This window comes from Levilactobacillus parabrevis (assembly GCF_044051715.1).
Classification (GTDB): Bacteria; Bacillota; Bacilli; order Lactobacillales; family Lactobacillaceae; genus Levilactobacillus; species Levilactobacillus parabrevis.
In genome coordinates this window covers 692,055-717,703 of sequence record NZ_CP168688.1, presented here as the reverse complement: position 1 = coordinate 717,703, position 25,649 = coordinate 692,055, and the positions used below count along the sequence as shown (strand labels likewise).

The following is a 25,649-nucleotide window of genomic DNA, read 5'->3' as shown; positions in this document are numbered from 1 at the left end:
ACGGCCCATTTTCACCGCCCCGGAGGCGCCAATCAAGCTCAGTGCCAACTGAATGATTTTGAAAGGAAGCTTGAACTATGGAAATTGATGGTCACACCAAGTTAATCGCCCTAATTGCCCATCCGGCTGGACACTCCCAGTCGCCAGCAATGTACAACTTTGCCTTTGAACACGAACACATGAATGACCGGTTCTTAGCCCTCGACGTTGAGCCAGAGGACCTCCCTCAAGCCATTGCCGCTGTTCGGACCTTTAAGATGCCCGGAGTCAGCGTCTCGATGCCCTTTAAACAGCAGGTGATTCCCCTGCTCGATCACCTTGATGACGCCGCCAAGATGATCGGTGCGGTCAACACGGTGGTTAATCACGACGGCGTGCTGACCGGGTACACGACCGATGGGATCGGCTTCGTCAACGCTCTGAAGGATAACGGCGTTGCACTTGCCGGTCAGACCATGACCTTGGCGGGTGTCGGTGGTGCCGGCACCCCGATTGCGATTCAGTCGGCCCTGTCCGGATTGAAGACGCTGAACGTCTTTAACATCAATGATTCATCCGTCACCAACGCCAAACGCGTGGTTCAGGTCATCAACGACCAGACCGACTGTCACGCCACCTTCTATCCTCTGGAGGACCGTGAGCAGTTCCGTCAAGCCATTGCCGCCAGCAACCTGTACACCGACGCCACCGGCTTGGGAATGGGCAAGTTGGTCGACAAGACGCTGGTCGATGACCCTACCTGGTTTCACCCTGACATGACGGTCTTCGATACCGTCTATGCGCCGGCTGAGACCAAGCTGATGCGGGTCGCCAAACAGGCCCAAGTCGCACACGTTATCAATGGTCAAGGTATGCTGTTGAATCAAGGAGTGGCGACATTTAAGCTCTGGACTGGTCACGAGATGCCAGTCGCCGCTGTCCGTCACGAAATTTTTAAGGAGGATTAGATGATGTCAGATAAATGGTTAAATTTAACGGATAAAGTTTGTGTCGTTACGGGGGCCATCGGCGGAATGGGGACTAAAATTTGCGAAGCCCTCGCCGACCAAGGCGCTAAAGTAGTGGCCTTGGATATGAAACGGGACGCTGTGACCGCCTTTGCAACGAAACTCGCCGCCGATCATGGAACGGAAACGCTCGCCGTAGCCGCCAACGTCACGGATGAATCCAGTGTCAAGGCAGCGGTCCAGCAGGTCCAAGCTAAGTTTGGTCGCGTCGATGTGGTCATCAATACGGCTGGGATTTTAAAGTTTGACCCGCTGGAGGATCTCGACTACGCGACCTGGAAACAGGTCCTCGATGTGAACCTAAATGGTTACTACCTGGTTACCCACGAATTTGGCAAGCTGATGATCAAGCAACGGCACGGGACCTTCGTGCACATCTCAACGGTCGCCAGTGACATCCCCGAAACTTACAGCGGCGCGTACAGCACCAGTAAAGCCGGCGTAAACATGTTGTCCAAACAGGTCGCGGCCGAATGGGGCATGTTTGGCATTCGGAGCAATGTTTTGGAACCCTGCCTGGTCAAGACGCCGATGTCTGCGGCCTTCTACGCGGACCCGAAAGTCGAAAATGGCCGGAAAGAATTGACTGCTAGCAAGCGGATCGGGACGACCGACGATATCGCCAACGCCATCCTGTTCCTGGCTAGCGACCGTTCCAGCTACATCAACGCTGCCGGCCTTGCCATCGACGGCGGCTTCAGCGTCATGATGCAGAATCAGATTCCAAAGCCCGGTGGCCGACGCGGCATTGCGGAAACCCACTAATATTTAGCCAGGCTAAAAGCACCGCTTCATCCCCACAAATTGGTGACGAAACGGTGCTTTCTCTGCTTTAATTTGATTGATTAATGACTCGAGGTACGTGAACGTAAGTGTTGGACCCACGGACTAACTGGCCGCGGACTGCTCGCCTTGACGGGTTGATTTAATAAAATCACGCCAATGATAATAGCCACAAACCCCACGACTTTAAATCCGGTCAAGATTTCACCAAAGGTCCAGACGCCGATCAGGCCAGTAATGGCCGTGCCGACGCCGGCCCAGACCGCATAGCCCACGCTTAGGGGGAGCTGCCGTAAGGCTAACGAGAAACTAAAGATTGCTAGTCCGTAGAGGAACATCCCCGCAATCCCAATCCACCGATGAGTAAACCCATCTGAGAATTTCAACAAGCTTGTCCCGACAATTTCGACACCGATTGCGAATACCAACTGTAACCATGCCCGCATCGTGCAGACCCCCTTTTAGCTATTTAATAGAATCACGCCAACAACAATGGCCAATAAGCCACTGATTCGGCTGAGACTGAGCCGTTCCCGGTACACCACAACGGCCAAAACAACCGTTGCCACCGTGCCGAGACCTGCCCACATGGCATACGTCACTCCTAACGGGAGCTTTTGCATGGCGAGTGTCACCAAAATCAATGAACTAAAGTACCCCACTAACACCATGATCGAGGGTATTAAATTTCGAAACCCGTTTGCTTGCTTCAAGAAAAAGCTCCCAACAACTTCCATAAAAATACCACCGAACAATAATACGTATGCCATATCTATCACCTCGCTAAAATTTTCGCTGTGCTCCTATTCTAAAGAAACATTTGTCAAAAGGCAATCAAAAGATACGCCTGGCTGATTACAGTTTTGTGACAAAAAGATAGCGGTCTCTAGCCATTTAGCGAAGCACCGCGCCGTCAACTTAACTTCAAAGATGGCCACTTTAAGATTCGGCTAGGCCATCCACCATTTTGCCGTCATCATTAACCAAGGCTGCCTAGACTAACTGAGCCAGATGGCGTACAGTAATCCCAATACTTATTTAGGAGGCTTCCCATGGACGTTGAAACTTTTTGGCAACACTTCAAAGCTGCTCACCCCGAAATTACCACGACGCACCACGATACCTATGCCTTTGGCGCAACCGACGAATCCGCTGACCTCCTGGCGCACCTGGTCAAAATTGGCCAGAAGACCGCCACAACCTCAGCGCTCGACCTCTATGAAGTTGACGAACCCCTCCCCTTTGTGGGCGAGTACAACGTCATTTTAGACGCCCATGATCAACCCGTCTGTATCACGCAGACCAAGGTCACCGAGGTCGTCCCCTTTGACCAAGTCACCCAGGAACACGCCTACCACGAAGGCGAAGACGACCGCACACTGACCACATGGCGCCGGGAACACCGCGCCTTCTTCACCGCTGCCTACCACGAGATGGGTCGCACCTTTAACGAGCAGATTCCGTGTTTCTGCGAAGTCTTTGAACGCGTGGATTGACACTGAAAAAAGCTGCACCGAACCAGCCGTGATGACCGATTTGATGCAGCTTTTATATCTCATTTATTTAACACTCTGACGCTTCCGACCATCCCGCAACATCGCCGCAAAGATCCAGCCAACGACCGCGACCACGCAGAACGTCACGAAGACGGCGTGATAACCCGCCAATGTGGCCGCCGCGTGCGTCGTGACCTTGACGTGACTCGCAGTCACCATGGCCAAAATCAGTGTGGCCACGGCAACCCCGGTCGACCCAAGGATCTGACGAACGGTCGTAATAACCGCCGTTCCGTGTGAGATCAACTGGTCAGGCAACGAATTGGCGCCCAACGTTACCGCGGGCATCATGACAAAGGCATTGCCGCCTTCAATCAAGGCCGCAATCAGAATCATGGCCACCAAGGACTGTTGACGCGTAACAACTGCCAGCCACAGCCAACCGAGCACAATCATCGACATCCCCGTCAACATGGTCGCCTTGAACCCAATGTGATCGGCCAATTTCCCGGTCAATGGATTCAACAGGCTCAACACGACTGCCCCGGGTACCAGTGCCATCCCGGACGCAAATGGTGAAATGCCCAACACTTCCTGATAATATAACGGAAAGACGATTGTGACGACGATCAAGGCAATGTACGACGTCCCGGTCAACAGGACCGCCAAGTCGAAATTAAACGTCTTCAACACACGCAGGTCCAGCAAGGGTTCTGTCGTCTGAAATTGCCGCCACACGAAGAATGCCACGGCGAGCAGACTCACAACCAATAAACCGCCCATCAGGCCCCAGTTGACGCCAGCCTTACCAATTTGGTTGACCACGTACAGGATACCAATGAAACCAACACTGCTGATCACGGACCAGTAGTCCAGGTGTGACTCGTGTTGTGGCATCACATCCTTGATGGTCTTCAACGCCACCAGAAAGACGATGGTGATAATGACCATGAAGACCACGAACAGCCCCTGCCAGGTCGTGTAACGCAACACGATTCCGGAGATAATCGGACCGACCGCTAACGCCGACCCCATGACCAGGCCGGCCATTCCCATGACGCCACCCCGCTGTTTCTCCGGCGTGATCCGCAACATCACGGTCTGATACGATGGGAACATGATGCCGACCGCCATGGCCTCCATCACCCGCCCCAACATCATCAGCCCGAAGCTCGGTGCTAAGTAGATAATAAACGTCCCAATGTCGAATAACGCTAAGACACTCACGAATAAGACTGGGAAGCGGATGTTATTTAAGAGCCAGGGACTCACGGGCATCATGACCACCATCACCAGCATGAAACCAGTCGTCAGCCACTGTACGGTCGAGGCTTGTACCCCGAAGTAACGCATCAACGTCGGGTACGCCGTCGACAGCGATGACTGGCTGATGGACATGGTAAACGTCCCAGCCAATAACGTCCAGATAAACGCTAAGTGATTGTAGCGTTTCCCCTGTAAATCAATCGGTTGTTCCATAGAATTCTTCCTCTCCTACGCCTACTTTAGAAGCATTATCAACTGGTTATTATCCTAGTCCTTTTCCGATGACCTGTAAACTCAGGCGTCCCGGCGACCACTACCCAATAAAGTTACTTATCCCCTAATCTTTGGTACAATGAAACTAATTGAGGTTGAGGTAACTCAGCCGTCGCGGACTACGCAAGGAATGAGGGTAAAATATGGACTTAGTGGCATACTTACACGACGAGATTAATTTCTTAACGGAACAAATGAACCGGGCTAAAGAGGAAAAAGACAATGCAATGAACTTCTTGTGCGATGCCCGCATCACCGAAGCAAAACGAATTCTGGAACAGATTGACAACGGCACCATCGACCGGCTAAAAGCCGAATAGTAACGCGACAATCTCCGTTAAATAAAAGACAGCACCGCCTCACAGCGAGTTTGGGATAAATTCCCAGACTCGTTTGTGCCGAGAACGTCATTTTAACGGGCTTGTCACCTGGGGAGGAACGCCTGATGAAGACGCGGATCATTGTTGAAAGTTTGACTTTACTAGTCATTGTTAGCCTGTTTGCTTTTTTGATCTTCAGGTTCGTTACGGACTTCAAGACAACACTATTGGTTGTCCTCGCCTTGGCAACCGTTGGCTTTATCAAAAGCCATTTTTTCAAGAGGAAGTCATCCCACTGACCGGTCCAGATTTTTCAAGTGGTCGGTTCGCCTAAATCTCAATTTAGGTGTAGATTAGTAATGTATGGAAACGTTTGGGATTGCCCACAATTGGCCAGTCGCAAACGAAATTTTGAGGAGGTAACACGTTGATAACCATTAAATCAGATCGTGAAATTAAAAAGATGGCCGAATCCGGTGCCGTACTTGCAGGTGTTCATAAAGGTCTGCGCGACATCATCAAGCCAGGAATTTCAAGTTGGGAAATCGAACGGTTTGCCAACAAATATATCGCGGAACACGGTGCCACCCCTTCCGAAAAGGGCTTTGAAGGTTACAAGTACGCTACCTGTGTCAGCGTCAACGACGAAGTGGCCCACGCCATTCCCCGCAAGGACTTACTGTTAAAGGAAGGCGACATCGTGGCGGTCGACATGACCGTTAACTTGGACGGCTTCGAAAGTGACTCTTGCTGGACGTACGCCGTTGGTAAGATCAGTCCAGAAGCACAACACCTGATGGACGTCACTAAGAAGTCCCTCTACTTAGGGATCGACCAAGCCGTTGTCGGTAACCGGATCGGTGACATTGGTCACGCCATCCAAGCCTACACGGAAGGTGAAGAACACATGGGCGATGTCCGTGAGCTGATTGGCCACGGGATTCAACCAACCATGCACGAACAACCTAACGTGCCTAACTATGGTGAAGCTGGCAAGGGTCTGCGGTTACGCGCCGGCATGACGATTACCATCGAACCCATGATCAACTTGGGGACCTGGGAAATTGCTTCCCGCGAAACGGACGATAAGTCTTGGGAATACTACGTTACAGCTGACGGTTCCCTGTCCGCCCAATACGAACACACCTTGGTCATCACTGATGATGGTCCTAAGATCCTAACGTCTCAAGATGACGCTATCGACGAAAAGTACCGACTCAAGTAAAGGAGACCGCCCATGGCACTGACCAACCACACGCCGGAGCAATCCGTTCAAGCTATTTTTGATAAAATTGCCCCGCAATACGATCAGATGAATAGTGTCATCAGTCTGGGGACCCACCGTGTCTGGCGCAAACGCGTCATGACCATGATGGCCGTCCGCGCTGGTGACTTTGCGTTGGACCTGTGTTGTGGGACTGGCGATTGGACGTTGGCTTTGGCCCATGCGGTCGGCCCTGCTGGTCGCGTAGTTGGGTTGGACTTCAGCCCGGTCATGTTACAAGAGGCCACGGCGAAGGTTCGTACCGCTAAGCTAAACGATCGGATCACGTTGCGGCAGGGGGATGCCATGCACCTACCCTACCCTGACAATAGTTTCAACGTGGTCACGATTGGTTTTGGCCTACGGAACGTGCCGGATGCCAATCAGGTCTTAAGGGAAATGGCCCGCGTGGTCAAGCCCGGCGGTCAGGTGGTCTGTCTGGAAACGTCGCAACCGACGAATCCGGTGATTCACGCCGGTTGGCAGGTCTACTTCGGCCACCTGGTGCCTCTGATGGGCAGTGTGGTGGCGCACCACTATCAGGCCTATAACTACCTCCAGCGCTCGACCCACGACTTCGTATCGGTCGACCAACTCGCCGCCATGTTTACGGCGGCTGGCCTGACCCGCGTGAGCTATACCGCGTTCAATTTGGGCGCGGCGGCCGTGCACTTTGGGTATAAGCCTTATTAAACATACCGCAATTCATTTCTACTCTAAAACAAAACAAATCCCCTTGAGCTTCATGACTTTTTGCCAGCCGACTCAAGGGGATTTTTTCTTAAATTTTTAAGTTGTCTTTCTAGTTTTGCCAGCCATGATTCTCACGATCCCAGTCGCGCTTGCGGCTCCCGGACACAAAGGGATTGCCCGCTACCGTGAAACGCAGGGGACGATCCTGCCAACTTCCAGCGGAAACGCCGACCCGCGATGTGGCAGCAACTTCTTTCGGCCGTCGTGTCACTTCAGGAGTAATCGTCAGATTCTGGGCACCCAGCATCGTTCGGTTCAGATCCTTAGACTGAATACCTAACGCCGCCATCAGTTTTCCGGGACCGTTCGTCACGTCTGGCACCGGCTTGTCTCGATTCTGCTGCATCAGGTCTAAACCCTCGTGTGGTTCAATCCCGCGAATCAAGATTCCTTGAGGCGTGCCCTCGGCCTGCGTAGCAACGTCAAACATGTAGTAGCCCCGCAGAATATAAATGTAAATTGTCCCCGGGGCATCGTACAACGCGGCGTTGGCAGCCGTATAGCGGCCATTGAATGCGTGTGCCGCCGTGTCCTGTTCACCTAAGTAGGCTTCAGCCTCAACGATCCAGCCACTCATTTTTCCAGCTGGGCTATCGTAGACCAACTCGTGACCCAGCAACTCCTGCGCAATCTGTGACGTGGAGCGCCCAGTAAAGAATTCTGATAAGGAATCTGACATTAACTTCTCCTCCAATTTACTATGTTAGAATGGAGCCATGGAGATGATACGTGATGGCAATTAAATGTGAACGAATCTATACAAAGCCCGCTGACCTCAAGGGTTACCGGGTTCTCGTCGACCGTCTGTGGCCACGAGGAATTTCCAAGGTCAACGCGCAACTGGCGTCCTGGGAAAAGGAAATGGGCCCCACGACCGACCTGCGGAAGTGGTTTAACCACGAACCCGAAAAGTTCCCAGAATTCAAAAAACGCTACGTCACTGAACTCGAAGCTAACGAAGCGTTACCCGCCTTCTTGGACCTGGTCGCTGAACAACTCAACGACCAAGATGTCATTCTATTATACGGCGCCAAGGATGAAGAACACAACCAAGCGATTATTTTGAAGGAATTTTTGCTCAAACGCTTAGCTGGCCGAGTGCCTGCTGAACGGCTGACAGACTAAGTTCTCGGGTACTAGCAAGCATGGCATCGGCTTGCGGGAGATTTTTAACGTTGATGCCTACCGTGAAACACCCAGCCGCCTTGGCCGACCGCACGCCGGTCACGGTATCCTCAAAGGCTACACAGTCCTCCGGATGCTGATGGATCAATGCGGCAGCTGCTAAATAAACGTCCGGTGCTGGCTTGCTGGCCCTGAGGCTTTCTGCCGGTACGATCCGCGGAAAGTACTTGGTCAACCCCAAGTGCGCAATCTCCGCTGGGGCGTTGGCTGAAGCGGATGCCAAGGCCATCGGATATTCTGCCGCCACGAGTTCATCTAGGAACGCCGTGACACCGGGGAGACAGTTAGCCGGCGTCAGAGCCGCCACATACTGCCGATACAGGTCATTTTCGCGATTTGTGAGCCGTAGTCGCTGATTGGATGTAAACTCGCTCTGACGGCCCACAGAAGCCAATATGGCCGTCAGTGAATCTTCCCGGCTCATTCCCGGTAAGATCGCCGCGAGCTGGTCGGTCCACGGAATGTGTAATTCCTGCGCAATCGTTTGCCAAGACGCCAAATGGTATTGCCAGGAATCGGCCAACACCCCGTGTAAATCAAACAGAAAGCCGCGTAATTGTCGTGTTTGCATGAGAACTCCCCCTCGTGAAAGCGTTTCAATTTTACGACTATTATACACCAAAACAAAATGGTTCACCGCTTTAAACTATGCGGTGAACCATTGTTAATTTAGCGAATTACGATAACTGAAACATCCGACTTCTTAGCGAGCCGCAACCCGATAGCACCGGGATGGCCATGACTAGCGAAATCAACGTCCGCGCCACAAACAACCAAGTCCGGTTCGAATTCCGGAATGACTTTTTGGAGCACGACATCATCGACATCGCCCCCTTCAGCCACGATGGACCGCACGTCATTTACACCAAACGCAGTTGCTTTGTCGGCGTACTCCTTGACGATGGCTTTTAGCTCATCGCGTTTTGCGTTAAGCTTGTCCGGCATCAGTGACTCATAGATGCTGATGTCATTGCTTTCCAGCACAGAGGCAATGCCCAGATGTGCTTGGTAATCACGCGCCATCGTCATCGCGAATCGGAATGCGCGGCTGGTCGAGGGCCGGTCGTCCTCGTCGATCGTGATTAAAATTCGCCGGAAAAATAGTGGATTATTACTTTCGTCTGCCATAAAAACCCTCCTGCAATCAATGGTGACACGGCCTTATTGTATCATACCTGGTGAGTGCGGTACACGTTACTCTCTAGCCACTGAATTTAGAAGTAACTCTTTCCACTAGTACGCTGAGATAACCTTGCCCCATGAAAATTTTCTAAAGACATTCTAGACCTAATAGCCACGAAAAAACGCCCTCTGAATTTTAGAAGGCGTTTCGTGTTTGATTTTATAGTTGTTTGGTGCCGTTGAATTCTCTCTAGTAAAACCAGCGGCCTCCGAAACGTGTTCCTTCGGGCAGGTCCCTGCGCTTAACCCAGCTAAGCACCGACTCGGTTCCACCGAGTGGGCACTTACCCACGTTAATGCTCAGAGTCTAATCGGCTGGCTCCACACTCTTACCTTGCATGGTCCGGCGACAAAATCATCGGGCCCCGCACCGCTCGTGGTAATTCGACGGTAATCCGCCGTACAACGACTGGTTGTGGAACCACCACTGGTGCTGGCTTTGGCTTGGCTGCCAACATGTGCCAGATTGAATGCAACAACAAGATGCAGACAAACATCAGTGGGAAACCAGCAATCGTCGATACCGTTTGAACGGTCTTGAACCCACCGACCATCACGATCCCGAAGGAGAAGATGATGAAGACGATGACCCAGATCATCCGGTTCCAACGACTTGGTTCTTCACCGTCATCCAAGTGAAGACTGGTGAAGGATGACACGATGAAGGCTGACGATGAGATCGTCGTAGCCAAGAAGATGAAGCAAGAGATACAATACAGTGCCAAGATAATCATCTTAAATGGCAACGTTGCAATAACCGTGGCAACCACGGCAGCTTGACCTTGCGTATTTAAAATGTGGACCAAGTTGACGGCACCAGTTTGTTGGAGCCACAGGGAGTAACCCCCGAAGATAGCATAAAAACTCATGCACCCTAAGGCACCGTAAGTTAACATCCCAACTAAGACCTGACGAATCGTCCGGCCTTTGGAGATCCGGGCAATGAACAGACCCATGACGGGCATGTAGGATAACCACCAGCCCCAGTAGAAAATGGTTTCCTGCTGAGCGGTACTATCCCCACCGTTAGGCATGGTGTTCGTTGACATTGAGATAAACTTTTGGGCCATTAACCCAATACTGTTGGTTTCAGAATTTAAAATATAAACAGTGGGTCCAATAATTAAAATAATAGCTAACAGACCCAGCGCCGTCCAAATGTGGGCGGAACTCAAGCGGTTGATTCCCCCGTTTAACCCATGGAAAACGGTAACCGCAAACAGAATAAACAAAATGATAAAGAGTTCAATTTTAAGCATGAGGTTATCTTGAACCCCAGTCAACCGGCTGAGAACTTTGGAAATAATCGGAATTTCCATCCCGACGGATGAACCGATCCCGCCCATAATCCCAAAGACAACTAAGAAATCGACGACGTGTCGGGCAATAACTTTCCCCGTACTGTCACCTTGAAGACTGGTGATAGCGGCACTGACCCGTTGAACCTTGGCGTGCTTCACATACAAGACGTAAGCAATCGCAATCGTTGCTGGTGCAAACATCATCCAAGCCATTGGGCCCCAGTTGAACTGTCCCATCATGTGGGCAGCGCTGTAGGCGTTACTTGAGAATGGCTTAAACCCGAAGGCTGGGTGTTGCAGGTACCGCAGTGGATCAACGATAGACAGCATCAAAATGCTGGCATCGATCGCCGTGGCGAAGACCATTGACCCCCACTGAAAATTACTGTAATGGGGTTTGTCATTGGCATCACCCAACTTAATTTTACCAAACTTACCAAATGCTAAATACATAAAAAATAAGAAGTTGATCACGTACACCATCATATAAGCCCATGACATGCGAGTATCAATCCAGTTCAATAGAGAACTCAGAGTGGTTTGTAATTGGTTACCACCTAAGATAAATAGCAATGACGCGAGAATAAATAAAACGATGGTTGGTACGAATACTAACTTATCAATATTTTTACGCGCTAAAATAAATAATCCTCCTCATTTGTTTCCTGGGAGCGAACTCCCAGCGGTCATGTTCAGAAGAGATTGTACGAAAAAAGCGCTAAACAGGGTCGTTACACGAGCCACCTGTACAGCGCCATTACGGTTGAATACAAATTGCCTACGCAAATCTCTTTGAATCAATATCCAAAGTCTATTATACGCGGACACTAGGATTAGTAAAATCTTGCTTAAGAATAAGTTTTTTCTGCGGAAATTAAAGCGTTTACATAGCCAATGCCTACTGCATTCTAAGAATTTGATTAGAATTTAGGCGATAGCTTAACCCTTTGTCTTAGTCAAGCTTTTCTGGCCACTGTGCCTTAGCCGCGGCATTTCCAGTGGGACCGTTATCAATTTCCTTGATGACGTGGGCTGGATTACCAACTAAGACCACGTCATCCCCAAAGGACTTCGTGACTACGGCACCGGCACCAACAACGACGTTATTCCCTAGTGTGACACCAGGTAGAATCGTCACATTGCCACCAAACCAGGCGTTATCGCCGATGGTGATGGGCGCGCCCATTTCAACATCGTTGACCCGCGCCATCGCATTCAGTGGGTGAACTGGCGTATAGAGCCCAACGTTGGGGCCAAAGTAGCAATGCTCGCCAATGGTGATGGGACAGGTATCCAGCAGGGTCATATTGTAATTACCATAGAAGTGGTCGCCGATGTGGATGTTCCAGCCGTAATCGTATTCGAGTCCGGCTTCAATGAAGAAGTCATCCCCACTATCCGCGATCAACTTCCGGTAACCATCGTTTCGTTCAGCGTTGTCGTCCAATTGGTTAACGGCCCGCAGTTGCTTTCGTGCGGCGACTCGCCGGTCGATCAGTTCTGGATCAAACTGATTGTAAGGCTGCCCCGCCGTCATTTTTTCCCGTTCTGTTGCCATTACATAAATCACTCCTCTTGGCTCTCATGATACCACTTGCTGGACGTTTTCTCTAAACGGGGGCCATCACATCGCCTCCGGCTGTCAGGGATTCCACCTGCTGTGAAGACCGGTGAAAGCCTGAGGTGCTGTCTTTCACCTCGGTTTGAAACCTCGCCAGGCTCAGGCGAGTTTCCAAACACGTCTCGCGCTGTAAAACCGGGAAATACCGCCCGGTCTAACACCGCCGCCACGGCCGGCCCCATCCCTGACCTCCTGCGGCTAGGTACGTTGTCCCCCATAGGAAATGCCTATCATGTCTTATCACGCTTAGAATTTCTCTCGATCTTTACAATATCTCATAGCAAAGGTTTCACTAGTGTTTAGCTCTAATCAACGTGCCAATCCAGATTTTTAGACTCTCAACAATTAACGTCAAAATGAATAAAACCACGTATATCGTGCAGAAAACTTCGATCCAGAATGATAACGACAGTGGCAACAAAAAACAGATAAGATCCAACGTGGCAACTGGTCCTGTGCCCCATGCAAAAACTTTGAACCATTTTGGATACTTGGAAAATACGTTCACCCACGTGAATAAGTTTGAAAATGTCTTCTTCAAAAAAGTCCTCCTCGTTAGGCCTGAATCTTCAAGCCTAAATTCCCCTGAAACGTCTTAATTATAGAGCTCTTGGGGATGTTCTCAGTTCAGCGTCGGTGGATTTTCAACGAACCTTAACAATTTCGATTTGGCCACAAAAAAAGAATGAGCCACTAACACTCATTCCTACAAAATTACTTATTTATTGGCCCACCACAACACCTAAGCGTTGTCGTCTACCGTTTCTCCTGGCATGGTCTGTTCACGTAGAATCCACGTAATGCCGTATGCATCGACGACCTGGCCCATCTTGCCTCCAGAGCTTTGTTCACCGAAAGGACTGATGACCTTCACGTCGAACTTAAGGAGTCGTTGGTACAAGCCTGTCAATTCCTTGACGCTGGCGGAATCGTCCGCATCGACGTCGATCATTAGTGAAATCAACGTGGAGGACGTGGGCTGACCCATCAAGGCGTCGGCACACTGAATATCCAAACCTAGAATCTTAAAACCACCACTCATGGTCATTTCATCCAAATCAACGGTAGGCGCTAATCCAAACTGTTCAACTTCCTCGGCAGTCGGGCTGACCCGGTAGGCGTTGGTTGCTCCAAAGACGCTCTGATAATACGCTATGGCCTCTTTGGCATTTTCAAATTCCAAATATGGAATTAACTTTGCTTGCATCGTCGGTACCCCATTCATGACATAGTTTAGAAACAAATCGACTGTCTAGTCACCGCTAGTCCGGTGCTAGTCTCTTCGATTAGATGAACCGCATTTTATCTCTAGCTGGTATTATACCCTTAATGACTTTAAAACGGTAGGTCGCGTAGCCCTTTCGCGATGTCAGCGAGTGACTGCTCCGCCGTCGTATGCTTCAACGGTGCCTGTGAGGCCGCCGCTTTGGGCCGTTCATCAGCTGTCGGATTGACTGGCGCTGCTGGGCGTGAAGTTGTCGCCTTTGCCGGTTGCTTCACCGCTGGTTTGACCGCGGCGTGATGGCGCTCCTGCCCCATCCCATCCATCGTTTCGTTCAGCAGATGGTCCACGAACACGTTCCCCTGGTTGGTGGCGTGCCCCTTGGTCCACTGGTAGCTCAACTGTGTAAACTGAGGTAATAGGCGATCAACATCCTGCCACAGTTCGGCGTTAGCTAACGGTCCCGCACTACGCTTCCAGCCGCGGCGTTTCCAGCCAGCTAGCCAGCCTTCTGTAACGGCATTCAACACGTACCGCGAGTCTAAGATAAATTCAATACTGGTCTGATTCTGGTTCAAGTCAGCTAACTTCTGAAGCGCATTGCGAAAGGCCATGATCTCCATCCGATTATTGCTGGCCCCAAACTCACCATCGGACCCGGTCACGACATCATCCGGCAACTCGATACGGTAAGCCCAAGCGGCCTTATCACCGGTTCTCACGTGCCCACCAGCGACATTCCCAGTATTCCGGGAACCACCATCCGTATAGACGGTAATCGCCGCAGAACCACTCTGGGGGGCCGCTGCTGTCGTCCGTTGTACTTTGTGGTGTGCCTTGGGTGTGCTCGACGTTGCCTGACCTTGCATGAAGGCGTCTGCGGCACTCGCCGACGTAAAGCTCTTGTATTGGGCCCCGGAATAACCGGTGACCTGCGCCTGTGTTTCCGCCCAGGTTCGGTAGACGCCGGGCTTACGGCCACGGCGGACTGCATAGTATTTCTGTGCCAAATTCATTCCTCGCTTTCGACCTAATCTAAATTAGTTTACCATAGATTTTCTCAATGTGACCAAATCCGCTATTACAGGACTTATGAAGCCGTTGCCAACATCATAAGGACCGGGAAAACTTTTTTCTCGAATTGCTCAGCCGCAAACCTTAAAAAACAATAATTTCAAAGTGTAAATTGTTTCCATAACTTTTAGATTATGCTAACCTAGTAGGTGTGAGTATTGGTCGGAGACTGTCCTAATTTACTCATTTTCCCAAATTTTTAAGGGGGTTTTTGATGAAGAATCCAATTCATGCGTCCATTATTACCGTCGACCAAGCCCGCGCGATGCTTAAGGACCAGCGAGAACAACGTGACGAACGTTTTCCCCAGCTGGCCACCTCCGGCCAATATATCTTACCAGACTATCGGTTAACCCGTAAGCGTGAGGCCTTTAAGATTCGGCGGCATACTTTTTTAAAGAAACATTTCCGTTCCTACGTCGCCTTCGATTCCGACAACGGCCAGACCTTGTGGATTCACAACTTCCCAAGTCTGTCCGAGGCCTGCTTCTGGCTAAACACCGGATTGAAGCCCAACGACACGGACTCCGCCGGCACCTACCAAGGCTGGAAGGAAGAACACGTCGCTGAGATTGAAGTGTTGAAGGATCAGCTCCGCGCCCAACACAAAGAAAAGAAGAAGCCCGTTGCGACGCCAAAACCGGCAACCGTAACGACCGTAAAAAAAGTAAAGCACGCTAAAGCTAAGAAATAGCGGCATTACATAAAACACCAACGAAAGTCATTTTGCGACTATCGTTGGTGTTTTTTTATTTTTCTTGTTATTTCTTGCATCGCCTGCGACTGCTAGCGACGCCACTGAGAACCAGAAGCGCCAACAGGCACCACTTCAAGCCCCTAAAGGTCTAAGTGCACCTGCTTGGGGTCCGTCTTAACAATGATCTTACCATGGTGAATCGAGTACAGGACCTCTGAGCGCTTGTTCAGCGCGTTATAGAAGTTGTCATTGTTCATGATGACCAAGTTGGCGGGCTTCCCCTCGGCAATACCGTAATGGTCGCCGACGTGCATAGCCTTGGCACCGTTCGTCGTGACGAACTTGTAGGAACCGTTAATGTCGTCGTAACCCATCATCTGGGTGACGTGGATTCCCATGTGAAGGGCATCCAGCATGTTCCCATCGCCCATTGGGTACCAAGGATCTTTGATATCATCTTCACCGAAGGCCACATTGACCCCAGCTGCATTGAGTTCCTTGACCCGCGTCAAGCCACGACGCTTAGGATAAGTATCAAACCGACCGCCCAAGTGGGTATTGATCAGGGGGTTAGAAATCATGTTGATGTGAGACATCTGCAGTAAGCGCATCAGCTTGTAAGCATAAGCGTTGTTGTAAGAACCCATCGCCGTGGTGTGGCTGGCCGTCACTTGGTCACCCAAGCCGGTTTCCAAAGCCAAGGTGGCTAACGTTTCCAAGCCACGGGAAGCGGGGTCATCGATCTCGTCACAGTGCGCATCGACCAGCTTGCCATACTTTTGCGCTAATTCAACGGCAAAATGGAGGGATTCTACACTGTATTCACGCGTGAATTCAAAGTGTGGAATTGCCCCGATAACGTCGACGCCCAGCTTGGCAGCCTGTTCCATCAGTTCTTTACCGTGTGGGAATGACAGAATACCTTCTTGAGGGAAGGCTACCAGCTGCAGTTCGATAAAGTCTTTCACTTCGTCACGCACCTGGATCAAGGCCTTCAGCGCAGTCAGATTCGGGTCAGTTACATCCACGTGGGACCGAACAAACTGAACCCCATGGCTCGCCTGCAATTCCAACGCTTGCCGAGAACGACTCTTAACATCAGCAATGCTCAACGTCTTCTTCCGTTCGGACCAGATCCGAATACCATCAAACAGCGTCCCGGACTGATTCCATTCGGGATCTCCTGCCGTCATGGTGCTGTCCAAATGGACGTGTGGATCAACAAACGGTGGCAAAATTAATTTGCCCCGTGCATCGATCACCTGTTCATTATCCTTAGCCGTTAAATGATCGGCAATCGCAGTAAATTTACCGTCCTCAATCCGAATATCCTGTGGTTGCGTTGCGTTTTCGATGAGACCTTGTTGAATTAACATGCGCGTTAACCTACCTCCTACACTTTTTCATCTTTAATTTAATAAAAACCGGGAATAGTTAGTCCGAGCAAAAGAATCGTACTATCGGCAACCAACCCCAAAGCTACGGCAATGACGCTCACCGTAGCGGGAACCAGGCACCACCAGGGACCCTTTTTAGCGGACCGAACCAACCCTACTAAGCTTATCACAGTTAAGACGAATCCGAACAATAAAGTCGCGGGTTCGTGGGGAAACCAGCGGTAAACCGTTTGAACGGCGCCAATTAGTGCATACCAGCTCACGATAAAGCCAATCAAACTCCACCCCAACACAACCCATCGTTCACGTCTCATTAGATGTCATCCCCTTGTCCACTGTTTTTCTCAACATCCTTGTCGTTAACTTTAACTTACGCGGTCATCCTCAGACTAGCGAGCAAACCAACCTCGTTCGCGGGGTCAACGAACATTGCGACAACTGCTCTCTAGCCACTATAAGTTGCCGTTGCGCTAACAAATATATTTATCAAACTTCCCGGTCGTCTTTTCACTATGGTCTGTGCTATGCTGGAAGCTATAATACTGACAGCGGAGGTTACTTAATCATGGTAAATTCATACCCACAAGCCCTCACCATCGCGGGTTCCGATAGCGATGGTAGTGCCGGCATGCAGGCTGATCTGCACACCTTCTTTGCCCGGCGCGTCTACGGTGCATCCGTCATGACCGCCTGTGTGGCCGGAAACTCTTACGGCATTCACGCTAGTGTTCCGATGCCCACCGACTTCATCGACCAAGAATTCAAGGATTTAGCGGACGATTATCACATCCGAGCATCTAAAACTGGGATGCTTGCCGACTCAGCGTTAATCAACGATGTCGTCAAAAACTACCAAGCCGCCGATTTCGGTCCGCTGGTGGTCGATCCAGTCATCATGACCAAACATGGCAACCAGCTGCTGGAAGAGAGTGCCTTCAACACGCTACGCACCGCACTTATCCCACTGGCAACGGTGTTGACGCCGAACTTCTTCGAGGTCGAAAAGCTTGCCGAAATGTCAATTACGACCGATACGGATATGGAAACGGCCGCGCACAAGCTTCAGGAAATGGGCGCCAAAAATGTGATTGCCAAGGGCAGTCACGCCGACCCCACCCAGAAGGTCGTGAAGGACTTTGTCTTGCTGGAATCCGGCGAGAGCTTCTGGTTGAGCGAACCCTACCACGAGACTGACCGAGTCAACGGGACCGGCGACTCCCTCTCCGCCTGCATCACCGCGGAACTAGCCAAGGGGACGCCAATGAAGCGGGCCATCGAAATTGCTAAGCAGTTCGTCAACGCTGCGATTGGCTCACCAATTGAAGTCGGCCACAAGTTTGGTCCAGTTAACCACTGGGCAGCAATGGATCGCGATTTTAAGTAAGAAATAATGAAAGCAGCTAGGCAGTTCTCAAAACGAGAACGCCTAGCTGCTTTTTAACTTCGCTTACTTCACACGGTAGTAATAATGAACGATTGGCTTCTCACCAAAGGATTTATATTCCCAGCCGTCATCGCGCAGGGATACTTTTTTCTTGTGTGTCACACGCTTCAGGTGCCACAACTGTCCACGACGTTTGACACCAATGAAGGTATACCCCTTCTTGGCCTTATGTACGTAAAGTGGCACTCCGTTGAATGGGTTCTTAGAGTGCTTCCGCTTCTTGTTGCCCACGGTCCAAGAACCTTCCTCTTTTTTACCATTCTTGTACTGGCTCACGCTAAAGGAATATTTTGTGATCTTGACCTTTTGAACCTCTTTTTTGCTAATCCGTGCTTGCCACGTTCCACGAAAGTTCGCTGGCGTAACCGTCCGTTTAGCCGAAGCACTAGCAGTTGGCAAGACTGCTGTTGTGCCAGCAACTGCCAGCACTGTTAGTGCACCTAGCAACACCTGTTTAATCGACATTCCTCTCTGTCCCTTCGATTCAATATATACCGGTAGTTTCGCCGACTTATGATTTGACATATTCTATATTAAGTCTGAGAAGAATCAATTGCTAACGTGGACTGCACTAGAAAATTCCGAAAAAAAGATACTGCCTTCTCCGTATCCTCGCTTCTTGCTATCGACTGCCACTTACCACCGATCCGGTCGCCACGTCCGACCATCGACCTCACCGCCGAGTTGTTCGCTGCGTCGGTCCTGTTCGGCAACGACCTGCTTCAACGCTAACCAAAATGCCCGGTCGGTAAACTTAGATTGTTGGTTAGCCAATTGGTCGATCTGTTGGCGTAACCACGCTGATTGTTCAGTCATCTTCCTGCTCCTTAATCATGGCTAAAGTGTCCGTCAACTGGTCGAGATGCGCCCGATTCTGATCGAAAACACTGGCAATCAATTTGCCAGCCGTCTGCTGTTCCGCCGGCAATTGCGCCACCATAGCTAACAGCCGGTGAGCAAACCACTCCTGCCGATTGGTTAAACTGTCTGGTTGCTTCTGGATTAGGTACCGCTGGTAGTCGATGACCAGCCGCAACTTTTCCGGTTCCTCAAGGTAGCCGAATTGATAAATGGGAAACGTCGGCAGCCAGGTCATCTTGGCTCGGTGGGCTAACGCCGCTAACGGGGCCATAACGGCATCTAACGTCACGTTCTCGGCGCCTCCTCGCTGGAAGGCTTGTTCTGGCATGCCGGTAGTCACCACGATACCCAACTCCTTACCGGCCAACGGATAGCGATGATCACCGTAGACAAACGTCCGCGTCAGCACCGTGTCTTCCCATTGCTTCAATCCCGCCGGTGCCGCGTACCAGTACAGCGGAAACTGTAAAATAATTCGGTCAGCATGCCGCAATTGATCCTGCTCTTTGGTAACATCCAGGGTGGATTGCCCCTCGATATGCTCCCAGATAACATCATCACTGGGCAGACTTTCCTTTAAAAATTGTTGACTGGTTGAATCCGCCAACTGGGGATGCGAGACCAAGACGAGCGTAGTCATCGTACCATCAACTCCTTTACGTTTTTTCACTAAAACCACTTTAGCACAGTTTTACAGAATTTTTGCGTCCCATGCCTTGCTAAATCAGGGTAAAAGAAAAGGCCTTTAGCAGCAGCGCTAACGACCAGTTGACTTGAATTAACTTAAGCGGCGATCAGAATCATCGTGGAATTTATTTTCCCGGGTAGCCAGATGCTTGCTGTTCTTCCGGAAGGTTTCCCGGTTGTTCAAATACAGCTGACCTACCGCGGCCAAAATGATAATGAATAAAATAATAACTAGTGCAGACATAGCAATTCCCCCCGTCAACTTTAGATTACAGTTATATTATCTAAATGTTACAGGAATATTGCAAGCATGTTGTTATGAAAATAAGAAAATCTTGATATTTTTACCCTATGCTTAGATTGTTCACTTATTAGTCGTACCGGTAGACGATTGCTGGACGGACTCTTTTTGCCGAGATTCGCGCTGTGACTGGTGTTTCTTCTGAACCTTGCGAACTTGATTGAAGACCTGATCAGTTGGGCTCACATTCTTTTGCCGTGACAGGTTAGCCGCCGGGGCCGCCAGTAATAGAACAATGATGGCTGATAAACAGTACACCAAATTGCGATGGCGATCCCCCTGTGCCTGCGTAATCTGAAAAAAATAATAAATAATACAGATAGCGGAAAAGAAAACCGCAATCTCTGCAACGATGTGAACTACTAGCATAATTTCCGCCCCCTCTAAACACCTTCCACTCTACTGGAGGCACCGGGTAACTGTCAACTGGCGACTACCAGTTAATCCACAATTGACACGGCGCGACGGCTTCTCTATAATTAAGAAGTTGTTGGTCGCCAGACCCATTAGGTCGCAATAGCTCAGCTGGATAGAGCAACGGTCTTCTAAACCGTAGGTCGAGGGTTCGAATCTCTCTTGCGACATCAAAATACAAAGAAGTTCTCACAACGCTGTGAGAACTTCTTTTTTGGTTTTATCAGCTTTTGACTATCAGGTTACAACCTAGTCGTGATACTGGCCCACAACGGGGAGCTTATTCAAAACCTTCCGACCGTGTGGTGACTGACCATCGATTACGCTGGTCAATTCCTGACCAGCTAGGTTGCCATGATGCTTGCCACCAGCCCAAGCTTCCACATCAGAAACGTCATAAACAACGCCATCTACCGCCACGTAGGCCGGTTGCCCGTTTTGACCGTCAAATTTGGCCAATTCCGTGCGATCAAATACTTTTTCACTCACGTAAAACCACCACCTTAATTAGTTACTCCCATCATAAACTGACCGTCCTAACAACTCAAGTAATTCGCCTTTCGGGTGATAACTAAAGCGCAATAAAAAAACACCAACCGAAGTTGGTGTTTTTTGCGACTCAGTTTAGGCTAATAAATTAGTCGACAACTGATACGTTAGCAGCTTGTGGGCCACGGTCGCCTTGTTCTACATCAAGGGAAACGTGTTGGCCTTCTTCAAGCGTCTTGAAGCCTTCGCTGTTGATAGCGGAGAAGTGAACGAAAACGTCTGAGCCGTTTTCCAAAGTGATGAAGCCGTAACCTTTATCAGCGTTGAACCATTTAACAGTACCTTGTTCCATAAGAATGAAACCTCCATGCGCATAGCGCAATAATATTTGCATTTGAAAGCTGGGGTAAAAAGGAGCCATTCTTATAAGAACGTCGAGCCTTTAAAACTTCCGAACCATAAATACATTAACCATAGGATAACAGGTATTTCCCAGAATAGCAAATGCAAACTCCGATATTTTTAAACTATTTTGCAATAAGCCCCTAATTATTTTCCGATAACCATTCTTTCGCGGCCAAAACCTCTTGGGGGGTCAGCATGTGACTCCCCCCGGTTTGGTAAACGGTCGTCGTCGCCCCACTTTTGCGGCAATCCGCCGCAACTTGTTCAACGGTTGCAACCGACACTAACGGGTCGCGCTGCCCGGCAGAGAGCCATATTTGGTAGTCCGTAAGCTGCTTATTTTGTGGCACGGCCAACCACAGTGGATGGAACAACAGGGCCCGTTTCCCGGGTAAAATTCCGGTTCGAATCGCGTAGGCAGCCATCGCCGCACCGTTAGAATACCCCACCGTAATCAGCTGATTCACATCCCAATGATGGTGCGCACAAATTATTTTTATTTTTTCGCATAGCCACGTTGATTCGGTCATAAGTTGCTGTGGATCGACCGGACCCGCAGCCGTCTGCTGAAAATATTGGCGTTGCGCACCGACACCACTACGACCGGCAATCGTAATTAGTGGACTCTGCGGGGCTAATCGGCGACCAAAGTTCAACATTTCCGTATTTGTGCCCCCGGTCCCTTGCAGCAACAACACCGGCGGCTCAGTATTGGCCCCCGGTGCCGTTTCAATTAAATCATCAGTCAAGACTCCGCCTCCTAGCGCCGAACAATCAGCTCAATCTGACCCTTCTGCGGGGCAAAATTAAGCCCATCACACGGTTCGCTTAGAATCTTACCGTACTCGGCTAAAACGTCGTCAGGCAGCGGTGTGTGCGTCTTCAACTGGGTAATTAAGTTTGCGGCCGAGTTAATGTCCGCTAACGAAACAAACAATAAGGCATTATCAATTAAGTCTCGCAACAAGTCCGTCAATAAGCTATTGGGCTTACCCTGAGCGTTGGTTACCACAACCTGGTGGCTCTCTACTTCCTGGTGATTTACTGAAACTGTTTTTAAGACATCAAAAATTGTTGACACGACCAGTCACTCCCTCGCGAATCCGTTTTCAGTTTAACTAGATGATACAGCAAATTACGGCCGACGGAAACTAATTCTCATTCAAATAACGGTAAATCTTGCTGCTTGGCAAAGCGTGCCATCATTTTTTCCTGAACCTTAGGCAAAGGTAGCGCCGTGATCTCCGCCGCCGGTACCCATTTTCCAGGCAGAAACTCGAGCGACGGCACGGTTGGTAAGTCTGCCGTCAAAAGTTTCACGTGCCAGCGTTGGTGCGTATAGGTGTGACTGACTGGTTGCCCACCAACTACAGCCAGATCGATTGGAATCTGATAGTCATTGGCCCACCGCCGCGTAATCTCGGCCACGTCATCTGCGAGCGTTGCGTCCGGATTTTCCGGATGCAGATCTGCCTGCAACACCAGTGGAAAGCTCCAGTATCCGGTCAACATTTCCTGTGCGCCACGCTGAACCATCAGATAACCCGCTGGTGAATGGATCACGAGACCATAGTACGGCATCAATTTGGGCCGTGGGGTCTTGGTCTTCACTGGAAAGTCCAACACCCGTCCCGCACGATAAGAAGCATCGAACGCCTTGACCGGTGAGTGTTCCGGGTCAGGATTTTTAGCCGTCATGTAGCTCGACCCCAGATCCATAATGGCTTGATTAAAGGCTCCCGGGCGCTGCGGATCGACAATGGGTTGAATGATCTCTGTAAAACGCTGCCGGGTCTTGGGTTTGGCAATATCGTCATCGATCATGAGTAGCCGAGCAAACACCCGAAAGGCGTTACCATCCACCGCCGGTACGACCTGATCAAAGGCGATGCTGGCAATCGCGCTGGCCGTGTAGGGACCGATTCCCGCCAAGTCTTCCAACTCGGCGGCCGTCTGGGGCCATTGCCCGTGGTAGTCATCGACCAGCTGCCGGGCCGCTCGCTGTAAGTTTCGAGCACGTGAATAGTAACCCAAACCTTGCCAGGCCTTCAGTAGCGTGGCTTCCTCGGCAGTCGCCAAATCTTCAATTGTTGGAAAGGTCGCTAGAAAGTTCTGATAGTAGGGAATCACCGTATTGACCTGCGTCTGTTGGAGCATAACCTCGCTAATCCAGGTGTGGTACGGATTGCGACCGTGTCGCCAGGGCAAGTCCCGCCCCTCATCGTCATACCAGGCCAATAATGTTTTTCGAAAGTCGCGGATCGTTGCCGCTGACCATTTTTCCATAGTGTCCCTCCGTCCTCGTTTTCCCTATTCTAGCGAATCCCTCGCCTCCTCACAAGCCTTCCCCACAACTAAGTCTTGACGTGCCAGTCTTGCTCCCCTATTATCAGGGAAGAATATTGGTTAGGCTTTGATTCGTCAGCGGTGGTCAGGAACTCTGTGGGCCCTCACCTTCATAGGTCTTAGACCATTACCAATAGTCACTACATATAAAGAAACCAAATCGGTTAACAATCGGAGGAAACATCGTGAAACGTTGGGGAATACTTCTTATTATAGCGATCTGCAGCGTCCTAAGTGGCTGCACAATCAGTCACGAGACGGACACGCCCAGTGACAGCAAGGGGGTCATGTCCCAGAATCAGGTCTTAAACCTCGCTTCCCACCATCCCCTAACCACCCTGGACACAGATAAACTTACCCAGTTTGGGCGGCTCAACAATACGATTGAAGGGCTTTACCAAGCGACTGGCAATAACGACACTGAACTCGCTCTTGCAAAAAAGGTCAAGATCAGCAACGATAAAACGACCTATACCTTTACCCTCTGGAAAGATTCCTACTGGAGCAACGGCGATGTTATCACCGCCCCTGACTTCGTCTTTTCCTGGCGGCGAGCTCTGACGCCAACAACTAAGGCACCCGAAGCCGATCTCTTCGATGGGATTAAGAACGCCCGCCAGATTCTCGACGGCGAGTTACCCGCAAGCCGACTGGGCGTCACGGCTCCCAGCAGATTCAAGCTAGTCGTGCACCTCGATCATCCCATGGCAGAGCTGCCACAGCGGCTAGCCTACCCCCTCTTCGGCCCACAGAATCAGCGTATCGCCAAAAAGTACGGTAAACTTTATGCCACGAAGCCGCGCTACCAAGTCTACGCGGGGCCCTTCATGGTCGCCAATCACGGTAGCTCAATTCAACGTTGGCACATGATTCCCAATCCCCATTATTGGGATCGCAAGCACGTCTACCTCACCCGGATCAACGTGGTAACCTACAAGTCAGAAGCGGCGGCTTGGGACGCCTACGATCACGGTCGCTTAGACGAGATGCGTATCCTTGGAAAGTCCGATGTTAAATACTACGAAAAACAGGCCGACTATACTGCCCGGCCCTACTCAAAAATGGTGCTCCTCAACTATCGTCAAACTGGAAGAGATTCCAAGGTCAATCGCCTGCTCCAACAAAAGCTTGCCCGATTGGCTATTTCACACGCCGTCAACCGCAAGCACCTGGTCAAGCAGGCTTATGGTAATACCTCACTGACCGCTCAGGGGGTCGTCCCGGCCGGCCTGAGTCGTGGCCTCAAGGGCACCGCCGACTTTGCCGCGGCACAACCCGAACAAGAGACACTTGCTTACAGCCCTAAGACCGCCAAGGCGGAGTGGCAGACGGCCAGTAAACGAGCCGGCGTGACTCACATGAACCTATCGCTCGGCTACCTGGCCGACACCAATAGCCCCGCAGTAGCTAAGGCTCTCAAACACCAGCTGGAGGCCACCTTGCCCGGTCTCACAATTACCCTTAAGAAACGCGTGCCAGCGCTTAATGCGCGTGCAGTCCCCGTGACGTCTGATCTCACCTTAACGACGCAACGGGCCCAGTACGCCGATCCATTAGCGATTCTATCCCTGTTCACCAGCAGCAACAGCGCCAACGTGGGTCACTGGTCCAGCAGGGCCTACGACCAACTGATCGACCAAGCCAGCAACGCCCCTACCTTCAATTCTAAGCGGTGGCAGACACTACTGGATGCCGAGGGCTTGCTGATGCGCGACCAGGGGATTACGCCACTCCTACAGCCTGCTAGCACCTACTTGGTTGCTCCCAAGCTCAACGGGGTCCTCTACAACACGATTGGCACGCAGTCCAATTTTAAGAGTGCTTACTTTGTAAAATAGTCTAAGAAAAAATGCGACCTATT

The 25,649-nt window shown here is 50.6% G+C and carries 32 protein-coding genes and 1 tRNA gene; 11 read left to right on the top strand and 22 right to left on the bottom strand.

Going from position 1 to position 25,649, the window contains the following annotated elements; all coding sequences use genetic code 11:
- Window positions 1-77 precede the first annotated feature (77 nt).
- Together ACEPSU_RS03495 and ACEPSU_RS03490 are read left to right on the top strand one after the other, a co-directional pair.
- Window positions 78-947, top strand: a complete 870-nt coding sequence (locus tag ACEPSU_RS03495) for a quinate/shikimate dehydrogenase (protein WP_395322835.1) — start codon at window positions 78-80, stop codon at window positions 945-947.
- A 3-nt stretch (window positions 948-950) separates the two neighbouring features.
- Entirely contained in the window at window positions 951-1,772 is an 822-nt protein-coding gene (locus tag ACEPSU_RS03490) for an SDR family NAD(P)-dependent oxidoreductase (protein WP_395322834.1), read from the top strand.
- An 80-nt stretch (window positions 1,773-1,852) separates the two neighbouring features.
- Here the strand turns inward: ACEPSU_RS03490 and ACEPSU_RS03485 are convergent, their stop codons facing one another.
- Window positions 1,853-2,236 carry a multidrug efflux SMR transporter gene (locus tag ACEPSU_RS03485; protein ID WP_020089765.1) on the bottom strand — a complete coding sequence of 128 codons (384 nt, stop codon included), beginning with the start codon at window positions 2,234-2,236 and terminating at the stop codon, window positions 1,853-1,855.
- Window positions 2,237-2,251: 15 nt separating this feature from the next.
- Entirely contained in the window at window positions 2,252-2,560 is a 309-nt protein-coding gene (locus ACEPSU_RS03480; RefSeq protein ID WP_395322833.1) for a DMT family transporter, read from the bottom strand.
- Window positions 2,561-2,842: 282 nt separating this feature from the next.
- Here ACEPSU_RS03480 and ACEPSU_RS03475 point away from each other — a divergent pair, with 282 nt between their 5' ends.
- A complete protein-coding gene (locus tag ACEPSU_RS03475) occupies window positions 2,843-3,286 on the top strand; it encodes an ASCH domain-containing protein (protein ID WP_395322832.1) in 444 nt (147 codons plus the stop codon).
- A 63-nt stretch (window positions 3,287-3,349) separates the two neighbouring features.
- On the opposite strand, the gene ACEPSU_RS03470 is transcribed toward ACEPSU_RS03475, so the two are convergent.
- Window positions 3,350-4,765 carry an MFS transporter gene (locus tag ACEPSU_RS03470; protein WP_260340139.1) on the bottom strand — a complete coding sequence of 472 codons (1,416 nt, stop codon included), beginning with the start codon at window positions 4,763-4,765 and terminating at the stop codon, window positions 3,350-3,352.
- A 203-nt stretch (window positions 4,766-4,968) separates the two neighbouring features.
- Between ACEPSU_RS03470 and ACEPSU_RS03465 the strand changes: the two genes are divergently transcribed.
- From ACEPSU_RS03465 to ACEPSU_RS03455, 3 genes are all read left to right on the top strand, one after another.
- A complete protein-coding gene (locus ACEPSU_RS03465; RefSeq protein WP_020089769.1) occupies window positions 4,969-5,145 on the top strand; it encodes a hypothetical protein in 177 nt (58 codons plus the stop codon).
- Window positions 5,146-5,572: 427 nt separating this feature from the next.
- Window positions 5,573-6,370, top strand: a complete 798-nt coding sequence (gene map / locus ACEPSU_RS03460) for a type I methionyl aminopeptidase (RefSeq protein ID WP_020089771.1) — start codon at window positions 5,573-5,575, stop codon at window positions 6,368-6,370.
- 12 nt (window positions 6,371-6,382) lie between these two features.
- A complete protein-coding gene (locus ACEPSU_RS03455) occupies window positions 6,383-7,102 on the top strand; it encodes a demethylmenaquinone methyltransferase (protein ID WP_395322830.1) in 720 nt (239 codons plus the stop codon).
- A gap of 109 nt (window positions 7,103-7,211) precedes the next feature.
- Here ACEPSU_RS03455 and ACEPSU_RS03450 read toward each other — a convergent pair whose 3' ends face one another.
- Entirely contained in the window at window positions 7,212-7,841 is a 630-nt protein-coding gene (locus tag ACEPSU_RS03450) for a DNA-3-methyladenine glycosylase (RefSeq protein WP_395322829.1), read from the bottom strand.
- A 53-nt stretch (window positions 7,842-7,894) separates the two neighbouring features.
- Between ACEPSU_RS03450 and ACEPSU_RS03445 the strand changes: the two genes are divergently transcribed.
- Entirely contained in the window at window positions 7,895-8,287 is a 393-nt protein-coding gene (locus ACEPSU_RS03445; RefSeq protein WP_020089774.1) for a DUF488 domain-containing protein, read from the top strand.
- On the opposite strand, the gene ACEPSU_RS03440 is transcribed toward ACEPSU_RS03445, so the two are convergent.
- The 6 genes from ACEPSU_RS03440 to ACEPSU_RS03415 form a co-directional block, all read right to left on the bottom strand.
- Entirely contained in the window at window positions 8,241-8,918 is a 678-nt protein-coding gene (locus ACEPSU_RS03440; RefSeq protein WP_395322828.1) for a beta-phosphoglucomutase family hydrolase, read from the bottom strand. The genes ACEPSU_RS03445 and ACEPSU_RS03440 overlap by 47 nt on opposite strands.
- 98 nt (window positions 8,919-9,016) lie before the next feature.
- Entirely contained in the window at window positions 9,017-9,475 is a 459-nt protein-coding gene (locus tag ACEPSU_RS03435) for a universal stress protein (RefSeq protein ID WP_395322827.1), read from the bottom strand.
- Window positions 9,476-9,858: 383 nt separating this feature from the next.
- Entirely contained in the window at window positions 9,859-11,472 is a 1,614-nt protein-coding gene (locus ACEPSU_RS03430) for a BCCT family transporter (RefSeq protein WP_395323130.1), read from the bottom strand.
- 310 nt (window positions 11,473-11,782) lie between these two features.
- A complete protein-coding gene (locus tag ACEPSU_RS03425; RefSeq protein WP_020089778.1) occupies window positions 11,783-12,388 on the bottom strand; it encodes a sugar O-acetyltransferase in 606 nt (201 codons plus the stop codon).
- Window positions 12,389-13,193: 805 nt separating this feature from the next.
- Window positions 13,194-13,658 (bottom strand): VOC family protein, encoded by a 465-nt coding sequence (locus ACEPSU_RS03420; protein ID WP_020089780.1) that lies wholly within the window; start codon window positions 13,656-13,658, stop codon window positions 13,194-13,196.
- A 128-nt stretch (window positions 13,659-13,786) separates the two neighbouring features.
- Entirely contained in the window at window positions 13,787-14,683 is an 897-nt protein-coding gene (locus ACEPSU_RS03415) for a ribonuclease H family protein (RefSeq protein WP_395322826.1), read from the bottom strand.
- Between the two features lie 278 nt (window positions 14,684-14,961).
- On the opposite strand from ACEPSU_RS03415, the gene ACEPSU_RS03410 reads away from it, so the two are divergent.
- Window positions 14,962-15,441, top strand: a complete 480-nt coding sequence (locus tag ACEPSU_RS03410) for a hypothetical protein (protein WP_020089782.1) — start codon at window positions 14,962-14,964, stop codon at window positions 15,439-15,441.
- 143 nt (window positions 15,442-15,584) lie between these two features.
- Here ACEPSU_RS03410 and codA read toward each other — a convergent pair whose 3' ends face one another.
- Window positions 15,585-16,820, bottom strand: a complete 1,236-nt coding sequence (codA, locus tag ACEPSU_RS03405; protein WP_020089783.1) for a cytosine deaminase — start codon at window positions 16,818-16,820, stop codon at window positions 15,585-15,587.
- A gap of 38 nt (window positions 16,821-16,858) precedes the next feature.
- Complete coding sequence (locus tag ACEPSU_RS03400; protein ID WP_395322825.1) at window positions 16,859-17,155, bottom strand: hypothetical protein; 297 nt, start codon at window positions 17,153-17,155, stop codon at window positions 16,859-16,861.
- A gap of 251 nt (window positions 17,156-17,406) precedes the next feature.
- Between ACEPSU_RS03400 and thiD the strand changes: the two genes are divergently transcribed.
- On the top strand, window positions 17,407-18,225 hold the full coding sequence (gene thiD, locus ACEPSU_RS03395) for a bifunctional hydroxymethylpyrimidine kinase/phosphomethylpyrimidine kinase (protein WP_395322824.1): 819 nt from the start codon (window positions 17,407-17,409) through the stop codon (window positions 18,223-18,225).
- Between the two features lie 63 nt (window positions 18,226-18,288).
- Here the strand turns inward: thiD and ACEPSU_RS03390 are convergent, their stop codons facing one another.
- The 5 genes from ACEPSU_RS03390 to ACEPSU_RS03370 form a co-directional block, all read right to left on the bottom strand.
- On the bottom strand, window positions 18,289-18,750 hold the full coding sequence (locus ACEPSU_RS03390; RefSeq protein WP_395322823.1) for a hypothetical protein: 462 nt from the start codon (window positions 18,748-18,750) through the stop codon (window positions 18,289-18,291).
- Between the two features lie 171 nt (window positions 18,751-18,921).
- Window positions 18,922-19,101, bottom strand: a complete 180-nt coding sequence (locus tag ACEPSU_RS03385; protein ID WP_020089787.1) for a hypothetical protein — start codon at window positions 19,099-19,101, stop codon at window positions 18,922-18,924.
- A complete protein-coding gene (locus ACEPSU_RS03380; RefSeq protein WP_395361593.1) occupies window positions 19,094-19,816 on the bottom strand; it encodes an NAD(P)H-dependent oxidoreductase in 723 nt (240 codons plus the stop codon). The genes ACEPSU_RS03385 and ACEPSU_RS03380 overlap by 8 nt, the downstream gene beginning before the upstream one ends.
- Window positions 19,817-19,924: 108 nt before the next feature.
- Window positions 19,925-20,077 carry a hypothetical protein gene (locus ACEPSU_RS03375; RefSeq protein WP_020089789.1) on the bottom strand — a complete coding sequence of 51 codons (153 nt, stop codon included), beginning with the start codon at window positions 20,075-20,077 and terminating at the stop codon, window positions 19,925-19,927.
- Window positions 20,078-20,197: 120 nt separating this feature from the next.
- Complete coding sequence (locus ACEPSU_RS03370) at window positions 20,198-20,503, bottom strand: hypothetical protein (protein WP_395322821.1); 306 nt, start codon at window positions 20,501-20,503, stop codon at window positions 20,198-20,200.
- 141 nt (window positions 20,504-20,644) lie between these two features.
- Here ACEPSU_RS03370 and ACEPSU_RS03365 point away from each other — a divergent pair.
- Window positions 20,645-20,718 (top strand) — tRNA-Arg (locus tag ACEPSU_RS03365).
- A 79-nt stretch (window positions 20,719-20,797) separates the two neighbouring features.
- Here ACEPSU_RS03365 and ACEPSU_RS03360 read toward each other — a convergent pair.
- The 5 genes from ACEPSU_RS03360 to mutY all read right to left on the bottom strand — a co-directional run bounded on the left by ACEPSU_RS03360 (window position 20,798) and on the right by mutY (window position 23,728).
- The gene (locus ACEPSU_RS03360) at window positions 20,798-21,037 is read right to left on the bottom strand and encodes a cytochrome b5 domain-containing protein (protein ID WP_395322820.1); all 240 of its coding nucleotides are present in this window, start codon (window positions 21,035-21,037) and stop codon (window positions 20,798-20,800) included.
- Between the two features lie 148 nt (window positions 21,038-21,185).
- Window positions 21,186-21,389, bottom strand: a complete 204-nt coding sequence (locus ACEPSU_RS03355; RefSeq protein ID WP_011668621.1) for a cold-shock protein — start codon at window positions 21,387-21,389, stop codon at window positions 21,186-21,188.
- 193 nt (window positions 21,390-21,582) lie between these two features.
- The gene (locus tag ACEPSU_RS03350) at window positions 21,583-22,191 is read right to left on the bottom strand and encodes an alpha/beta hydrolase (protein WP_395322819.1); all 609 of its coding nucleotides are present in this window, start codon (window positions 22,189-22,191) and stop codon (window positions 21,583-21,585) included.
- 11 nt (window positions 22,192-22,202) lie between these two features.
- Window positions 22,203-22,523, bottom strand: coding sequence for a hypothetical protein (locus ACEPSU_RS03345; protein ID WP_395322818.1), 321 nt, complete (start codon window positions 22,521-22,523; stop codon window positions 22,203-22,205).
- Between the two features lie 77 nt (window positions 22,524-22,600).
- Complete coding sequence (mutY, locus tag ACEPSU_RS03340) at window positions 22,601-23,728, bottom strand: A/G-specific adenine glycosylase (protein ID WP_395322817.1); 1,128 nt, start codon at window positions 23,726-23,728, stop codon at window positions 22,601-22,603.
- A gap of 347 nt (window positions 23,729-24,075) precedes the next feature.
- On the opposite strand from mutY, the gene ACEPSU_RS03335 reads away from it, so the two are divergent.
- A complete protein-coding gene (locus tag ACEPSU_RS03335; RefSeq protein ID WP_395322816.1) occupies window positions 24,076-25,626 on the top strand; it encodes a peptide ABC transporter substrate-binding protein in 1,551 nt (516 codons plus the stop codon).
- Window positions 25,627-25,649: the final 23 nt, after the last annotated feature.

Excerpts from the sequence above, each read along its gene's own strand:
- codA (WP_020089783.1), bottom strand. The coding sequence starts at position 16,820 with ATGTTAATTCAACAAGGTCTCATCGAAAACGCAACGCAACCACAGGAT.
- ACEPSU_RS03420 (WP_020089780.1), bottom strand. The coding sequence starts at position 13,658 with ATGCAAGCAAAGTTAATTCCATATTTGGAATTTGAAAATGCCAAAGAG.
- mutY (WP_395322817.1), bottom strand. The coding sequence starts at position 23,728 with ATGGAAAAATGGTCAGCGGCAACGATCCGCGACTTTCGAAAAACATTA.
- ACEPSU_RS03440 (WP_395322828.1), bottom strand. The coding sequence starts at position 8,918 with ATGCAAACACGACAATTACGCGGCTTTCTGTTTGATTTACACGGGGTG.
- ACEPSU_RS03400 (WP_395322825.1), bottom strand. The coding sequence starts at position 17,155 with ATGAGACGTGAACGATGGGTTGTGTTGGGGTGGAGTTTGATTGGCTTT.
- ACEPSU_RS03475 (WP_395322832.1), top strand. The coding sequence starts at position 2,843 with ATGGACGTTGAAACTTTTTGGCAACACTTCAAAGCTGCTCACCCCGAA.
- ACEPSU_RS03490 (WP_395322834.1), top strand. The coding sequence starts at position 951 with ATGTCAGATAAATGGTTAAATTTAACGGATAAAGTTTGTGTCGTTACG.
- ACEPSU_RS03445 (WP_020089774.1), top strand. The coding sequence starts at position 7,895 with ATGGCAATTAAATGTGAACGAATCTATACAAAGCCCGCTGACCTCAAG.
- ACEPSU_RS03455 (WP_395322830.1), top strand. The coding sequence starts at position 6,383 with ATGGCACTGACCAACCACACGCCGGAGCAATCCGTTCAAGCTATTTTT.
- ACEPSU_RS03355 (WP_011668621.1), bottom strand. The coding sequence starts at position 21,389 with ATGGAACAAGGTACTGTTAAATGGTTCAACGCTGATAAAGGTTACGGC.
- ACEPSU_RS03375 (WP_020089789.1), bottom strand. The coding sequence starts at position 20,077 with ATGTCTGCACTAGTTATTATTTTATTCATTATCATTTTGGCCGCGGTA.
- ACEPSU_RS03390 (WP_395322823.1), bottom strand. The coding sequence starts at position 18,750 with ATGTCGATTAAACAGGTGTTGCTAGGTGCACTAACAGTGCTGGCAGTT.
- ACEPSU_RS03425 (WP_020089778.1), bottom strand. The coding sequence starts at position 12,388 with ATGGCAACAGAACGGGAAAAAATGACGGCGGGGCAGCCTTACAATCAG.
- ACEPSU_RS03385 (WP_020089787.1), bottom strand. The coding sequence starts at position 19,101 with ATGACTGAACAATCAGCGTGGTTACGCCAACAGATCGACCAATTGGCT.
- ACEPSU_RS03465 (WP_020089769.1), top strand. The coding sequence starts at position 4,969 with ATGGACTTAGTGGCATACTTACACGACGAGATTAATTTCTTAACGGAA.
- ACEPSU_RS03435 (WP_395322827.1), bottom strand. The coding sequence starts at position 9,475 with ATGGCAGACGAAAGTAATAATCCACTATTTTTCCGGCGAATTTTAATC.
- ACEPSU_RS03485 (WP_020089765.1), bottom strand. The coding sequence starts at position 2,236 with ATGCGGGCATGGTTACAGTTGGTATTCGCAATCGGTGTCGAAATTGTC.
- ACEPSU_RS03370 (WP_395322821.1), bottom strand. The coding sequence starts at position 20,503 with ATGCTAGTAGTTCACATCGTTGCAGAGATTGCGGTTTTCTTTTCCGCT.
- ACEPSU_RS03470 (WP_260340139.1), bottom strand. The coding sequence starts at position 4,765 with ATGGAACAACCGATTGATTTACAGGGGAAACGCTACAATCACTTAGCG.
- thiD (WP_395322824.1), top strand. The coding sequence starts at position 17,407 with ATGGTAAATTCATACCCACAAGCCCTCACCATCGCGGGTTCCGATAGC.
- ACEPSU_RS03450 (WP_395322829.1), bottom strand. The coding sequence starts at position 7,841 with ATGTCAGATTCCTTATCAGAATTCTTTACTGGGCGCTCCACGTCACAG.
- ACEPSU_RS03480 (WP_395322833.1), bottom strand. The coding sequence starts at position 2,560 with ATGGCATACGTATTATTGTTCGGTGGTATTTTTATGGAAGTTGTTGGG.
- ACEPSU_RS03495 (WP_395322835.1), top strand. The coding sequence starts at position 78 with ATGGAAATTGATGGTCACACCAAGTTAATCGCCCTAATTGCCCATCCG.
- ACEPSU_RS03410 (WP_020089782.1), top strand. The coding sequence starts at position 14,962 with ATGAAGAATCCAATTCATGCGTCCATTATTACCGTCGACCAAGCCCGC.
- ACEPSU_RS03335 (WP_395322816.1), top strand. The coding sequence starts at position 24,076 with ATGTCCCAGAATCAGGTCTTAAACCTCGCTTCCCACCATCCCCTAACC.